Genomic DNA, 15141 nt, shown 5'->3' with positions numbered 1-15141 from the left:
TTGCCCGGTCGATGGTGCGCAGTGGTTAAAAAGTCGTCAATTCGCAAAAGGGGCTTAGTGTTCGATAATCGCACCAAAAACTAACCGGTTCGTACATTTTAATTGCTGCCTGTAGGCTGGGGGCGAATAATTTGCCACAAACAACAATTGCCGGGAGTCTTCCATGCAACGTTCTATTGCCACTGTGTCCTTGAGCGGCACCCTGCCGGAAAAACTCGAAGCCATTGCCGCCGCCGGGTTTGATGGGGTGGAGATCTTTGAGAACGACTTGTTGTATTACGACGGCAGCCCCCGGGAAGTCAGGCAGATGTGTGCCGACCTGGGCATCGCCATCACCCTGTTCCAGCCGTTTCGCGACTTCGAAGGCTGCCGCCGCGATCGCCTGGCGCGCAACCTGGAACGTGCCGAACGCAAATTCGATTTGATGCAGGAACTGGGCACCGACCTGGTGCTGGTGTGCAGTAACGCCTCGGCCGACAGCGTGGGCGACGAACGTATTTTGCTCGATGACCTGAGCCTGCTGGCCGAACACGCCGGCAAGCGCGGCCTGCGCATCGGCTATGAAGCCCTTGCGTGGGGCAAGCATGTGAACACCTGGCAGCAGGTGTGGAACCTGGTGCGCCAGGTCGACCACCCGAGCCTCGGTGTGTTGCTCGACAGCTTCCACACCTTGTCGCTCAAGGGCGACCCGAGTGCCATCGCCCAGATCCCCGGCGACAAGATTTTCTTCGTGCAGATGGCCGACGCACCGATCCTGGCCATGGATGTGCTGGAGTGGAGCCGGCATTTCCGTTGCTTCCCAGGCCAGGGCGAATTTGACTTGGCGGGCTTTCTCGCGCCGATCATCAAAAGTGGCTACACCGGGCCCTTGTCCCTGGAAATTTTCAACGATGGTTTCCGCGCCGCGCCCACCCGCGCGAATGCGGCAGATGGCTTGCGCTCGTTGCTGTACCTGGAAGAAAAAACCCGCCAGCGCCTGGCGCAGGAAGCCCCCGCTACGCCGGTGGACATCCTGTTTGAAACCCCGGCGGCCAGCGAGTACGACGGGATCGAATTCCTGGAATTTGCCGTGGATGAAAGCCTCGGCGCCAAGCTGAGCAATTGGCTGGAACGCCTGGGGTTCGCCAAGGCCGGCCAGCATCGCTCGAAGAATGTGAGCCTGCTGCGCCAGGGTGATATCAACCTGATCCTCAACTGCGAACCCTATTCCTTCGCCCATAACTTTTTCGAGGCCCATGGCCCGTCGTTATGCGCCACGGCGGTGCGGGTCAAGGATAGTGCCAAGGCCCTGGAGCGGGCGGTGGCCTACAAGGGCCAGCCTTATCGCGGCCTGGTCGGCCCCAACGAGCTGGAATTGGCCGCCGTACGTGCGCCGGACGGCAGCCTGATTTACCTGGTCGACCCCAGCGAAGGCGGGCTGTACGACACCGATTTCAACCTGCAGGCGGCCACACCCGCCAGCAGCGGCTTGTTGCGCATCGACCACATGGCCATGGCCTTGCCGGCCGACAGCCTCGACAGTTGGGTGCTGTTCTACAAGAGCCTGCTGGATTTCGAAGCCGACGATGAAGTGGTGTTGCCCGACCCTTACGGCCTGGTGAAAAGCCGTGCATTGCGCAGCCGCTGCAGCTCTATTCGCCTGCCGCTGAATATCTCCGAAAACCGCAACACCGCGATTTCCCACGCGCTCTCCAGCTATCGCGGTTCGGGTGTGCACCATATTGCGTTTGATTGCGCGGACATTTTTGCGCAAGTACGCCGGGCCAAGGAAGCCGGTGTGCCGCTGCTGGATATCCCACTCAACTACTACGACGACCTGGCGGCGCGCTTCGATTTTGACGATGAGTTCCTCAGCGAACTGGCGTACTACAACGTGCTGTACGACCGCGACGCCCAGGGCGGTGAGCTGTTTCATGTGTACACCGAGCCGTTCGAAGGGCGGTTTTTCTTCGAGATCATCCAGCGCAAGCACGGCTATGCCGGCTACGGCGCGGCTAACGTGGCGGTGCGTCTGGCGGCGATGGCCAAGTCGCGCAGCGGTGCGGTGCGCCAGGCCCGTTTATAAGGGCAGGGTGGGTGCTTCCTTCGGGGAGCGCCGCGGCCCATAATCAGCGCCTGCACAACAATGGCCGTGAGCGCACCATGACCTCGAGTCCCGATCTCCCCGCGGTAGCTGACGCACCGCGCAAGAGTCGCAAGAACAATCCGGAAAAGACCCGCGAAAATATTCTGCAAGAAGCCATTGTCGAGTTTGTTCAGCAGGGCCTGGCCGGCGCACGCGTGGACGCCATCGCCGAGCGCATCCATACCTCCAAGCGCATGATCTATTACTACTTCGGCAGCAAGGAGCAGCTATACGTCGAGGTGCTGGAGAAGCTCTACGGCGATATCCGCAACACCGAAACGCGCATGAACCTCACCGCCCTGGAACCCCGTGAGGCGATTCGCCGGTTGGTCGAGTTCACCTTCGATCACCACGACCAGAACGTGGACTTCGTGCGCATCGTCAGCATCGAAAATATCCACAACGCCGAGTACGTCAAGCGCACCGAGACCATCAAGGCGATGAACAGCAAAATCCTGGAAGGGCTGGGAGAGACCTTGCGCCGCGGGGCTGAGTTGGGGCTGTTTCGCGAAGGGCTGGAGCCGCTGGATGTGCACTTGCTGATCAACTCGTTCAGCTTTTATCGGGTGTCCAACCGGCACACCTTCAGCGAGATTTTCCAGATCGAACTGTCGGATGAGGCGATCAAGCAGCGCCACCGGGAAATGATTTGCGAGTCGGTGCTGCGCTATCTGCAAGCCTGAGAACACCCGTTTTCATGGCTGAACCACAATCAATGTGGGAGCCGGCAAGCCAGCTCCCACATTTTGATGGGGTTGCATCCCTAGGTATTCATGCTCTGGAAATGCGCCAGCATCCTGTCTGCATCCGCCATTTCACCGCAGAACAACTCAAACGCCTTCACCGCCTGAAACACCGCCATATTGCCGCCATCCAACGTACGGCAACCCAAGGCGCGAGCGTCACGTAGCAGTTGGGTTTCCAGCGGGAAGTACACGATCTCCGCTACCCACAATTCGGCCCGCAATAATGCGGCTGGCACCGGCGTGCCGGGCAGCTTGGCCATGCCCATCGGCGTAGTGTTCACCAGGCCATCGGCTTCGGCCATGGCGTTTTCCAGGTGGCTGCCGACTTGAGCGCTACCGGCACCGAACTGCCGGGCAAGGTTATCCACAAGGTCCTGGGCGCGGGTGCGGTCGACATCGAAGATGCTCAACTGCTCCACACCTTCTGCCAACAGTGCATGGGCCACTGCCGCGCCCGCGCCACCGGCGCCCATTTGCACCACGCGTTGGCGCGGTACGTTATGCAAGTTGCGCCGAAAACCTTCGGCGAACCCCAGGCAGTCGGTGTTATGGCCAATGCGCTTGCCATCCTTGAACATCACCGTATTGACCGCGCCAATGCCCCGGGCCTCATCGGAGAGTTCATCGAGCAGCGGCAGGATCGCCTGCTTGCACGGGTAGGTAATGTTCAGCCCGGTGAAGTGCATCAGCTCGGCGGCCCGCAGTAATTCTGGCAGGGCGTTGAGGTCCAGGTGCAGCGGCTCCAGGTCGATCAGGCGATACAGGTAACGCAAGCCCTGGGCGTCGCCTTCCTGTTCGTGCAGTGCCGGGGTGCGTGAGGCCTGGATGCCGGCGCCGATCAGGCCGGCGAGAATGCGTGGTTTCATCAGGTGCGTCCCTTCAGCGTATGGCTGAAATGTTCCAGGGCCAGGTGGTAGCCATGGCTGCCAAACCCGGCCAGCACGGCCTTGGCGATCGGTGACACAAACGAGTGATGACGAAAGGCTTCACGGGCGTGCACGTTGGATAAATGCACTTCGATCACCGGCACTTCACTGGCCACCAGGGCATCACGGATCGCGACCGAGGTGTGGGTCCAGGCCGCCGGGTTGATCACGATACCGGCGCAGCGGTTGCGGGCCGCGTGGATCCAGTCAAGCAATTCGCCCTCGTGGTTGGTCTGGCGAAACTCGATGGTCAGCCCGAGTTTGTCGGCGCTGCGCCCACACAGGGCAGCAATGTCGGCCAGGGTTTCATGGCCATAAGTGGCAGGCTCGCGGGTGCCGAGCAGGTTGAGGTTGGGGCCGTTGAGCACCAGCACGATGGGCGGCATAGAGGCTTCTCCACAGTTCTTATTGGTTGTGGAATCAAAATGTACTGGTTGGTTAATTTGGTCAATGGATGGCAGCGGATCTGTTCGGTGATCGAACGTTTAATCAAGGCAAACGCTAGGCTCAATCGGATTAGATATCAATTGAAAATCATTCTCGACAACGCTTAAGATGCCCGCCTGTTTCCTTAACATTCCAGGGAGTCGGTTTGTCGGACGTGGATCTCAAGGGCCTGTTTCTCAAGCACGCCGATACGCTGCGCGGGTATTTGGCCCGCAGGGTACGGGACCCGCAACTGGCCGCAGACCTGGTGCAGGAGAGCTTCCTGCGCCTGGCAGAAAAACCGGCCGGTGAGCGTATCGACAACTCCCAGGGTTATCTCTATCGAACGGCGAGCAATCTGCTGATCGACCATATTCGCCAGGAAGCACGGCGCAAGACCGACACCGTGCCCCACGAGGCGCTGGCCGAGATTGAAGATGACGTGGCCGGGTTGGAGGCTCAGGCAATGGCGCAGCAACAGCGGCAGGCATTGAAGCAGGCGCTTTCGGAATTGCCGGCGCGCACCCAGCAGATTTTCCGCTTGAACCGTATCGAAGGCATGACCCACGCTCAGGTCGCCCGGCATCTGGACATTAGCGACAGCAGCGTGCAAAAGCATCTGGCCAAGGCCTTGGCGTACGTGATGCAGCGCTTGCAGGAAGGCGAGGTGACGCCATCCGACCAATGAATTACCGAAATACGCCAGGCCAGACGTCACAGCGTCTATATAACGAGAATTCGAGATTCACACGTGAATAGCCAGGGACCGCAACAGCACAGCATTACCGAGGCGGCCGCCGAGTGGGCGGTGCGTCTGCACGCCGGTGCCTTGAGCGAACAGGAACAAGCCGAACTGCGCCAGTGGATCGCCCGCGACAGCCGCCACGAAGCGGCCCTGCGGTTTGCCGAACAGACCTGGGCGGCGCTGGGCGAGGTGCACAAGGACGAGGCTGTACACCGACAGCGCCCGCCCGCGGCCGCTACACCCTTGCGCCGCGCCAAACGTCGACGGCCGTGGCAACGTGCGGCCGCCGTGGCGCTGATCGTGGTGGCGGCGGGCATCGGCTGGGTACGCGGGCCGGATGCCTTGCTGCGCTTGCAGGCCGACTACGTCACGCACAAAGGCGAAGTGCGCACGGTGCACCTGGCCGATGGCAGCGTGGTGGAGCTGGATTCCGACAGCGCCATTCGCCTTGAGTACGACGGCGTACAGCGCGGCGTCAACCTGCTCCAGGGCTCGGCGATTTTTCAGGTGGCGCCGATGGCCGGCGAAGAAACCCGACCGTTCGTGGTGCACAGTGCCGGCGGCCAGACCCGGGCGCTGGGCACACGGTTTGTGGTCGAACGTGAACGCGAGAGCCAGGCCTGGGTGGGTGTGCTGCAACACAGCGTCGAAGTGTCAGTGCCGGCTTCACCCAGAAACGGCCCTGCCGAGCAGGTCCTGCAACAGGGCCAGGCTGCGCGCTACAGCCCCCAGGACGGGGTGGTCAGCCTGGATCAGTTTGATGTGGATCGCGCCACCAGTTGGCACCGTGGTGTGTTGATCTTCGACCGGCAGCCGCTGGCCAAGGTCATCGAGCAACTCAACCGTTACCGCCCCGGGCGTGTGGTGTTGGCTAACGCGGACCTGGGCGAGCGCGAAGTCAGCGGCGTCTTCCGCCTGGACATGCTCGACAGCGCCCTGGCCACCCTGACCCAAGAGCTTCAAGTGCAACGCGTGGAGCTGGCTGGCCTCAGCCTGATCTACTGACCTTCCCCCGTTAAAAACCGATGCCCCTGTAGGCGCGAGCTCGCTCGCGAAAATACCCAGGGCACCGCGTTTTCGTTGAAGTTCTTCGCGAGCAAGCTCGCTCCTGCAAAAAATATTACTGACTTCCCGCGCCTCGCACGTCTTGCTAGGTGAGAAGTATTCGCATAAACAAAAAATGCTCAGCGTAGGGATCACCACCAATGTCAGCACTCACCAAGGGGCGTATCACCGGCAGCCGCTTAGCCCTGGCCATTCACCTGGGGTTGTTCACCGTGGCCGTCCCGGCTTATGCGCAGCCTCCAGCTGCCACGGCTCAGTCCGCCATGCTGACGTTCGATATCCCTGCGCAATCCCTCGGCAGTGCGGTGCTGGCGTTCGCTGACCAGGCCGGCCTGCAGGTGCTGTTCGACAGCCAGCGCCTGCACGGGCTGAGCAGCACCGCGCTCAAGGGTCGCTTTGACGTGCAGGAAGGCCTGGGCCGCCTGCTCGGCGCCGCCCCGGTGGAGTACCGCTTTACCGGGGATCGCCAGGTCACCCTCACCCGGGTGGAACAACAAGCCGGTGCCCTGGCCTTGGCCACCACCACGGTCACCGGCCTGCACCCGCAGGATTGGGTGTATTCAACCCCACGCTCGGTGAGTGTGGTGGGGCGCGAACAGCTGGATCGCAACCCGCCGCGTCATGCCGCCGAGATGCTGGAAGAGGCGCCGGGCGTCTACTCCGCTGTCAGCCAGCAAGACCCAGGGTTGTCGGTGAATATCCGCGGTATCCAGGACTATGGCCGGGTCAATATGTCGGTCGATGGCATGCGCCAGAATTACCAGCAAAGTGGTCACCAGCAACGCAATGGCACGCTGTATGTTGACCCGCAGTTGCTGTCCGAGGTGGTGATCGAAAAGGGCGCGACCTCCACCCAGGGCGGTGCGGGGGTGATTGGCGGGGTGGCTAACTTCCGCACGCTTGAAGCCGCTGATTTGCTCAAGGATGGCAAGCAAATCGGCGGGCGCATTCGGCTCACCTCGGGGCTGGGTGGGCGCAGCAACGGCACGCACTTTATCGGCAGTTCGGCGTTTGCCGTGGGCACCGATGTCTGGGACATGCTGTTGGCCGCCAGCGAGCGTCACCTCGGCGATTACAACCCCGGCACCAAGGGCAGCATTGGCGAGCTGCGTAGCGGCGCGGCGTACATGCCGGCCAGTGAGGAGCGGATCAAGAACTCCACCGTTGCCTATTCGGGCTCGGTGATGCGTTCACGCTTGCTCAAGCTGGGGCTTAATCTTCCGGTTGAGCAGCGTCTGCAACTGAGCTACCTGGTCACCGAAGTCGACTACGACGACGTCAATATGATGACCGCCGAAAAGCCCCAGTTATGGGAAAAGCTCGGCAGCAGCAACGTCAAGGCGCAGAACTTCGCGCTCGATTACAGCTATGCGCCAGACAACCCGCTGATCGACTTCAAGGCCAAGCTCTACCATGTCGATACCCGCAACGACCAATCCACCCTGGCCCGGGGTATCAGCAAGGCTTACGACGTCACCTATCAAACCAATACCTACGGCGTACAGGCGCAGAACCTCTCGACCTTTGCCCTGACGGAACTGGCCACCCTCAAGGCCAACTATGGGTTGGAGTTTTTCTACGACAAGGTCCGGCCGGACTCCAACCAGGGGGTAGAGGCGGGTTCGGCGCTGACGGCCTCGGCGGCGGAGAGCATCACGCCCAAAGGTGATCGGGCCATGGGCAGCCTGTTCGGGCGCCTGGATTTCGACTACGACGATTGGCTGAATCTCAACGCCGGCTTGCGTTATGACCGTTATCGGCTGCGCGGCGATACCGGCTTGAACACCCGAACCTTCATCATCGGCACCACTCGCCAGATCAGTGTGCCCACCACTTACGATGTGGATCGCGAGGAGGGCCGTTTTTCGCCGACGTTTGGCTTGTCGGTCAAGCCGGGTGTGGATTGGCTGCAACTCTTCGCCACCTATGGCAAGGGCTGGCGCCCGCCGGCAGTGACCGAAACCATGGTCAGCGGCCGGCCCCACGGCGGCGGTTCGGAGTCGATTTTCCCCAACCCTTACCTGAAGCCGGAGCGGTCTACGGCGTGGGAAGTCGGCTTCAATGTGCTCAAGGAAGACCTGCTGTTTTCCGATGATCGCGTGGGCATGAAGGTGTCCTACTTCAACACCCGGGTCGATGACTTTTCCTATATGGCCCTGGGCGTGCAGCCGCCGGGTTATGGCAACGTCAATATCGGCAGTGCGGCCTATGTGAACAACCTGGAGACCACGCGTTTTCGGGGGCTTGAATACCAACTCGATTACGACGCCGGTTTTGCCTACGGCCAGTTCAACTACACGCGCATGCTTGGCAGCAATAAGTTCTGCAGCAAAACCGCGTGGCTGGGCGGCGTGACCAAGACCCAGAAACGCCCGGGTAACCGTGCACCGGTAGACGCGATGGTGCCGGACGACGCGGCCAATGCCGGCGTGGGGTGCAGCGCGATCCTCGGCTCCTCCGAACACATGCCCATGGACCGCGGCACCGCCACGCTGGGCGCGCGGTTCTTTGAGCGCAAGCTGGACGTGGGTGTGCGTGCCCGCTACAGCGCCGGCTACTACGTCAAGGGCGCCGCCGGGGTGACCACCTCGCAAACTGGCGTCTACCCCGCTGACTGGAAGCCCTACACCGTCTACGACCTGTATGGCAGCTACCGCGCCACCGACCAATTGACCCTGCGCCTGGCCATGGAGAACGTCACCGACCGCGCCTATCTGGTGCCGCTCGGGGATGTGCTGGCCTTCACTCTGGGCCGTGGGCGCACCGTGCAGGGCACCGTTGAATATCAGTTCTGACCGCTTTTGCCCAGTGACGGGCAAAACCACAGCAGGCACCGGCTTGCTGGGGAGTGACCACCCAATGACTTGGAGTTTTGCATGAGCATTTCTATTTCATACAGCACGACCTACGCCGCCAGCACCGTCGCCCAATACCTGAACGACTGGTCGGCTTACTTTGGTGATCTCAACCACCGTGAAGGTTCGGTGAAAGAGGGTGTGAACACCGGTGGTTTCAACCCGGGGCCGTTCGACGGCACCCAATATGGCGTGACAAGCAGCGTCAGCGATGCGGCGGTGGTGGCTGAAGGCAGCCTGCATTACACCCTGTTCAATCCGCCGACCCACACCTTGTGGGGTTCGCTCGACGGCCTGACCCTGGGCGATACCCTCGCCGGCGGCGCGAGCAGCGGTGGCTACACCATCGCCAACCAGGAAGTCAGCTTCACCAACCTGGGCCTGTCGAGCCTGCAGTCCGAAGGCCGCGATGGCCAGGTGCACAAAGTCGTGTACGGCCTGATGAGCGGCGACAGTTCGGCGCTGGCCTCGGCCATCGACACCCTGCTCAAAGGCATCGACCCAAGCCTGTCGGTCAACTCCACCTTCGATCAACTGGCCGCTGCCGGTGTGGCCCATCAGGAGCCGGCTGCGTTTGCGGCTGCCGATGTGGGCCTGGTGGGCATTCAGGACGCGCCGCACGACTTCGCCCTGGCCGCCTGATGCAAAAAAGCCGATGAAAGATCGCTCTTTCATCGGCCTTGCTCAAACACCGTCGCCGCCCGAGTTTTTGCAGGCCAGGGCGGCGGCGGCTGCAAATTCTGTGGGCGCGCCACAGGTGCTGTCAACGCACCGGGCGGGCCCTTGCTTGACTCTTCAATGGGATGCCCTTCATGACTCGGCCCGGTGCCAAGCGCGCGAATGAGATGCTGGCTGCACTCACCGCCTATAAAAGCGCCTTCTTCAACATCGGCCTGTTCTCGGCGGTGATCAACCTGCTGATGCTGGCCCCGGCGCTGTACATGTTGCAGGTGTACGACCGCGTATTGGCCTCGGGCAACCAGATGACCCTGCTGATGCTGACGCTGATGATCCTCGGCCTGTTCGGCTTGATGGGCGCGCTGGAGTGGGTGCGCAGTCAGGTGGTGATTCGCCTCGGTACGCAGATGGACATGCGTTTGAACCAACGTGTATTCGACGCGGCCTATGAAGCACAGCTCCAGGGTGGCACCCAGGCGGCGGGCCAGGCCCTGCACGACCTGACCACCTTGCGCCAGTTCGCCACCGGCCAGGCGTTGTTCGCCTTTTTCGATGCGCCGTGGTTTCCGGTGTACCTGCTGGTGATCTTCCTGTTCCACCCCTGGCTGGGCCTGCTGGCATTGGCTGGCGCGTTGCTGCTGATCGCATTGGCCTGGGCTAATCATTATGTCAGCCAGGCACCGATGGCCCTGGCCAGCCAACTGTCGATCAGCGCCAGCCAGCAGGCCACGGCCAACCTGCGCAACGCCGACACCATTGAAGCCATGGGCATGCTCGCCACCTTGCGCGGGCGTTGGTTCAGCCAGCACCAGGCGTTTCTGGTGCAGCAGAACCTGGCGAGTGAAAAGACTGCGGTGGTCACCGCGTGGTCCAAGGGCGTGCGCCTGACCCTGCAATCATTGGTGCTGGGCTTGGGCGCCTGGTTGGCGGTCAACGGCGACATAACGCCGGGGATGATGATTGCCGGGTCGATCCTGATGGGCCGTGTGCTGAGCCCCATCGACCAGTTGATCGGCGTGTGGAAACAATGGGGTTCGGCGCGCCTGGCCTATGAGCGCTTGTCGCTGATGCTGCAGGACAACCCGGCGCGACCGGCGCGCATGAGCCTGCCCGTGCCCAAGGGCCAGGTGAGCGTGGAGCAGATCAGCGCGTGCGCCCCTGGCAGCCGCCGGCCTGCCCTGGCTAACCTGGGTTTCAGCCTGCCGGCCGGGGATGTACTGGGTGTTATCGGCCCGTCGGGGTGCGGCAAGTCCACCCTGGCCCGAGTGCTGGTGGGGGCCTGGGCACCCTTGGCCGGCAAGGTGCGCCTTGATGGCGCCGACCTGGCCCTGTGGGACAAGCAACAACTCGGCCCGCATATCGGTTACCTGCCCCAGGACATCCAGTTATTCGCCGGCAGCATCGCGCAGAACATCGCGCGTTTTGAAGCGGTGGAGGCCGACACCGTCCTCGCCGCTGCGCAAATGGCCGGCGTGCATGAATTGATTCTGCAACTGCCCCAGGGCTACGACACGCAACTGGGGGAGGGCGGCGCGGGCTTGTCCGGCGGGCAAAAGCAACGGGTGGCCCTGGCCCGTGCGCTGTATGGGTTACCGGCACTGATCGTGCTGGACGAACCGAACGCCAACCTCGACGAAGTGGGCGAACAGGCGTTGCTGCAGGCCATCACCCAGCTCAAGCAGCAGCGCCGCACCTTGATCCTGATTACCCACAAACCCAACGTGCTGAGCCTCACCGACCAGTTGCTGATCCTCAAGGATGGCCAGATGCAAGCGTTCGGCCCCACGGCGCGAGTGCTGGAGGCGCGGCAAAAAACTGCGGCAAACAAACCGGTCTCGACCATGAGCATGAGCTACCGCCTCGGTGCAGGAAAACCCGCATGAGCCAGAGCAAGCCCATTTTGCTCAGTGACCCGTCTAACGTGCTGGCGCTGGATGACAAAAAATACTCACGCCTGGGTTGGTGGCTGGTGCTCGGCGGCTTTGCCGGGTTCCTCGGCTGGGCGGCGCTGGCGCCGTTGGACAAGGGCGTGGCGGTGCCGGGCAAGGTCATGGTGTCGGGGCATCGCAAGACGGTGCAGCACCCATCGGGCGGGATCGTCGAGCGTATCCAGGTGCGTGACGGTGACCGGGTCAGCGCGGGCCAGGTGTTGTTGCGGTTGAAGCAAACCCCGTTGCGCGGGCAGATGCAGTCATTGCGCAGCCAATACCTGGCGTCGTTGGCCAGCGAAGCGCGCTTGAGTGCCGAGAGTGAAGGCTTGCAGACCATTGTGTTCAGCCCCGAGCTGCTGGCCGATCCCGACGCCGCGAACACCCTGAGCCTGCAACGCCAGCTATTCAACAGTCGTGCCCAGGCACTGGCTACCGAACAGGCGGGCCTGCGTGAAACTATCGCTGGCTTTGAGGCGCAGTTGCGCGGCACGCGGGCCTCCCAGGCAAGCAAGGTTTTGCAGCGCGCGGCGTTGAATGAGCAACTTCAGGGGCTGCGCGAGTTGGCGCGCGACGGCTACATCCCGCGCAATCGCCTGCTCGACAGCGAGCGTCTGCATGCGCAAATCGACGGCGCCATTGCCGAGGATGTCGGGCGTATCGGCCAGTTGCAGCGCCAAGTGCTGGAGCTGCGTTTGCGCATCCGTCAGTTAAGTGAAGATTTTCAGAAAGACCTGCGCAGCCAGTTGGCCGAGACCCGCACCCGCAGCGACGACTTGCGCAATCGCCTGGCCTCTGCCGAATTCGAACTGGCCAACAGCCTGGTCCGCGCACCGGCGTCTGGCGTGGTGGTGGGGTTACAGGTGTACACCGAAGGCGGGGTGATTCAACCCGGCCAGATGCTGATGGATATCGTGCCCGAGGGCGAGCCACTGCTGGTGGAAGCGCGGGTGCCGGTGCAGATGATCGACAAGGTGCACCCGGGCTTGCCGGTTGAATTGATGTTTTCGGCGTTCAACCAGTCCACCACGCCACGGGTGGCGGGCGAAGTCACCTTGGTCTCGGCCGATCGCCAGGTGGATGAGCGCACCGATGAACCGTATTACACGCTACGGGCCCAGGTCAGCGCGGCGGGCATGCAGCAACTGGACGGCGTGCAGATCCGCCCGGGCATGCCGGTGGAAACCTTCGTCAAGACCGGTGAGCGTTCGATGCTCAACTACCTGTTCAAACCCTTGCTGGATCGCACCCATATGGCCCTGGTGGAAGAATGAAGGCGTTGTTGTTCACCCTCTGTTTAAGCTGTACACCGGCGGCGCACGCCCTGGGGTTGTTGGATGTGTATGACTTGGCGCTGCGCAACGACCCAGCCTTTCAAGCGGCGATTCAGGCGCGGGAGGCCGGGCAAGAAAACCGCGTGATCGGTCGGGCGGCATTGCTGCCGAACCTGTCATGGAGCTACAACAACTCGCGCAATGAGTCCGAGGTCACCCAGAGCACGGCGCTGGGTAACGTCACCAGCGACCGCAATTACCGCAGCTACGCCTCGGCCCTGACCTTGCAGCAACCGCTGCTCGATTACGAAGCCTATGCGCGTTTTCGCCAAGGCACCGCCCAGGCGTTGATGGCCGATGAGCGTTTTCGCGGCAAGAGCCAGGAGCTGGCCGTGCGGGTGCTGGGCGCCTACAGCCAGGCTTTGCTGGCACAAGAACGCATCGAATTGAGCCGTGCCCAGAAACGAGCGTTTGCCGAGCGCCTGCAGCTCAATGACCGTCTGCTCAAAGGCGGTGAAGGCACGCGTACCGATGTGCTCGAAACCCAGGCGCGACTGAGCCTGGCCCAGGCCGAAGAGATCGAAGCCGTGGATGCCCAGGACAGTGCCTTGCGTGAGTTGGAAGCCATTGTCGGCCAGCCGCTGCAAATCGAAGAACTGGCGCCCCTGGCGCGCCCATTTGAGATCGCGCCGCTTGAGCCCAACCGATTCGAAACCTGGCGTGAACTGGCCATGGCCAACAACCCTGAACTCAAGTCCCAGCACCACGCGCTCGACGTGGCCTCTTATGAAGTGGAACGCAAGCGCGCCGGGCACTTGCCCAAGGTCAGCCTGTACGCGACCAGCCGCAAGACCCATTCCGATTCAGAAAGCAGCTACAACCAGAAGTACGACACCAACAGCGTCGGCATCCAGGTCAGCCTGCCGCTGTTTGCCGGTGGCTCGGTCTCGGCCTCCACCCGTCAGGCGGCCAACCAACTGTCCCAGGCCCAATACGAGCTGGACGCGCAAACCGCTGCCACGTTGGTGGAGTTGCGCAAGCAATTCAACCTCAACACCAGCGGCGCGGCCAAGGTGCGGGCCTATGAAATGGCAGTCAGGTCCGCCACGGCACTGGTCACCGCCACCCAGAAAAGCGTCAGTGGCGGCGAGCGGGTCAACCTCGACGTTCTCGACGCCGAACAACAACTGTTCACCGCCCGGCGTGACCTGGCCAATGCCCGGCATGCCTACCTGCTGGCGCGCATTCAGTTGAAGTATTACGCGGGGTTGCTGAGCGAGCAGGACTTGCGGGCACTGGCCGGGTATTTCCAACCCTCGGCATGAGTGGTTACAACCCGGCATTCGCCGGGTTTTTTGTGGTGACTAATCTGTGAAACAGCTTCGGGAATAGGAGCCGGTTGTCGGGTGGCAGAGGGAAATTGTTACCTGGCGGAAAATAACCTAACGGATGGGTTACGATGAGGGTAGGTGCTTACAAAGGCTATGTCATTTCGGTGTTTTTCAGGGATGAGCATTGCCCGCCCCATGTGCATGTCAGGGGCAAGGGATGGGATGCACGGTTTCGTTTCCGTTTCCTGGATGGGGAAGTTGAGTTGTGGGACGTAGAGCCTGAACGGAGGCGGCCACCCCTAGCACTTCTGAAAGAGATACGCGGGGCGATCATGCAGCGGCACTACTTGGCACGGGCACGCAGGATTTGGTGGGAAAAACTGCAGACGGTTTGCCTGGAGAATCATTCCTGGAATTGGGACGCTGGCGAGTTGGTCGCGGGGTTGGTCATTCGACAAGGTGTCTACGTCATCGCGAGCGCCAGGCACGACGTCGTAGCGCAACGGACAATTTTGAATCTGGTAAGAGCGCCAGATTGCGTGGGGATTAATTTATGAAAATCATAAAAGCCAAAGTCACACCTTATGTACCTCTCACTGAAGCCGACGTTGACAAGGCAATCGCCCGTGGGCGCAAGTTGAAACGTCTGTACGCCAACGCCAGCAACGTGCGTTATGAAAACGACAGCCTCTCCATTGGCTTCAGCGATGGCAGCCGCGTCGTGTTGCCGGTGGCTGGCCTGCCGGAGTTCGAAGGGTTTTCAGCGAAGGATTTCCAGCAGTTGGAAGTGACGTTCGGTGGCAAGGCGATTAGCTGTGAGACGCAGGACCTGGATGTTTCGATCACAGGGTTGATCGCTACAAGCCAGCCGCTGATGGACCTGGCAACCAGCCTGGTGGCATCGCGCAATGGCCGCAAAAGCAGCGCGGCCAAATCCGCAGCGGCTCGCGCCAATGGCAAGAAGGGTGGCCGGCCACGCAAGGAAGTCCCGCAGCCCCCAGAGACAACAGACACTTGAATAAACTGTAGGAGCGAGCTTGCT

The 15141-nt window shown here is 61.7% G+C and carries 13 protein-coding genes; 11 read left to right on the top strand and 2 right to left on the bottom strand.

From position 1 onward, the window contains the following. Positions 1–163: 163 nt before the first annotated feature. Together quiC and PSH76_RS26045 are read left to right on the top strand one after the other, a co-directional pair. Complete coding sequence (gene quiC / locus PSH76_RS26050) at positions 164–2065, top strand: 3-dehydroshikimate dehydratase QuiC (RefSeq protein WP_305493133.1); 1902 nt, start codon at positions 164–166, stop codon at positions 2063–2065. A 77-nt stretch (positions 2066–2142) separates the two neighbouring features. After that, on the top strand, positions 2143–2808 hold the full coding sequence (locus tag PSH76_RS26045; protein WP_014720036.1) for a TetR/AcrR family transcriptional regulator: 666 nt from the start codon (positions 2143–2145) through the stop codon (positions 2806–2808). A gap of 80 nt (positions 2809–2888) precedes the next feature. On the opposite strand, the gene PSH76_RS26040 is transcribed toward PSH76_RS26045, so the two are convergent. Both PSH76_RS26040 and aroQ read right to left on the bottom strand, forming a co-directional pair. Next, on the bottom strand, positions 2889–3737 hold the full coding sequence (locus PSH76_RS26040; protein ID WP_370874616.1) for a shikimate dehydrogenase: 849 nt from the start codon (positions 3735–3737) through the stop codon (positions 2889–2891). Further along, positions 3737–4183 (bottom strand): type II 3-dehydroquinate dehydratase, encoded by a 447-nt coding sequence (gene aroQ, locus PSH76_RS26035; protein WP_003194361.1) that lies wholly within the window; start codon positions 4181–4183, stop codon positions 3737–3739. Before aroQ ends, PSH76_RS26040 begins: the two co-directional genes overlap by 1 nt. A gap of 206 nt (positions 4184–4389) precedes the next feature. On the opposite strand from aroQ, the gene PSH76_RS26030 reads away from it, so the two are divergent. The 9 genes from PSH76_RS26030 to PSH76_RS25990 all read left to right on the top strand — a co-directional run bounded on the left by PSH76_RS26030 (position 4390) and on the right by PSH76_RS25990 (position 15117). Then, on the top strand, positions 4390–4911 hold the full coding sequence (locus PSH76_RS26030) for an RNA polymerase sigma factor (RefSeq protein ID WP_032895209.1): 522 nt from the start codon (positions 4390–4392) through the stop codon (positions 4909–4911). Positions 4912–4974: 63 nt separating this feature from the next. After that, complete coding sequence (locus PSH76_RS26025) at positions 4975–5973, top strand: FecR family protein (RefSeq protein WP_305493132.1); 999 nt, start codon at positions 4975–4977, stop codon at positions 5971–5973. Between the two features lie 200 nt (positions 5974–6173). Beyond that, positions 6174–8828, top strand: a complete 2655-nt coding sequence (locus tag PSH76_RS26020; RefSeq protein WP_305493131.1) for a TonB-dependent receptor — start codon at positions 6174–6176, stop codon at positions 8826–8828. 81 nt (positions 8829–8909) lie between these two features. After that, on the top strand, positions 8910–9530 hold the full coding sequence (locus tag PSH76_RS26015) for a heme acquisition protein HasA (protein ID WP_032895212.1): 621 nt from the start codon (positions 8910–8912) through the stop codon (positions 9528–9530). A 170-nt stretch (positions 9531–9700) separates the two neighbouring features. Beyond that, a complete protein-coding gene (locus PSH76_RS26010; protein WP_305493130.1) occupies positions 9701–11449 on the top strand; it encodes a type I secretion system permease/ATPase in 1749 nt (582 codons plus the stop codon). Continuing rightward, positions 11446–12768: an HlyD family type I secretion periplasmic adaptor subunit gene (locus PSH76_RS26005; protein WP_305493129.1), complete on the top strand. Its 1323-nt coding sequence runs from the start codon at positions 11446–11448 to the stop codon at positions 12766–12768. Before PSH76_RS26010 ends, PSH76_RS26005 begins: the two co-directional genes overlap by 4 nt. Continuing rightward, positions 12765–14093: a TolC family outer membrane protein gene (locus PSH76_RS26000; protein WP_278917820.1), complete on the top strand. Its 1329-nt coding sequence runs from the start codon at positions 12765–12767 to the stop codon at positions 14091–14093. Before PSH76_RS26005 ends, PSH76_RS26000 begins: the two co-directional genes overlap by 4 nt. Positions 14094–14227: 134 nt before the next feature. After that, positions 14228–14656: a DUF4160 domain-containing protein gene (locus PSH76_RS25995; protein WP_305493128.1), complete on the top strand. Its 429-nt coding sequence runs from the start codon at positions 14228–14230 to the stop codon at positions 14654–14656. Then, positions 14653–15117, top strand: coding sequence for a DUF2442 domain-containing protein (locus tag PSH76_RS25990; protein WP_305493127.1), 465 nt, complete (start codon positions 14653–14655; stop codon positions 15115–15117). The genes PSH76_RS25995 and PSH76_RS25990 overlap by 4 nt, the downstream gene beginning before the upstream one ends. Positions 15118–15141: the final 24 nt, after the last annotated feature.

Origin of the sequence: Pseudomonas sp. FP215, assembly GCF_030687795.1 — a bacterium.
GTDB lineage: Bacteria > Pseudomonadota > Gammaproteobacteria > Pseudomonadales > Pseudomonadaceae > Aquipseudomonas > Aquipseudomonas salmasensis.
The sequence above is the reverse complement of the archived record's forward strand: the minus strand, read 5'-3'. Positions and strand labels throughout refer to the sequence as shown.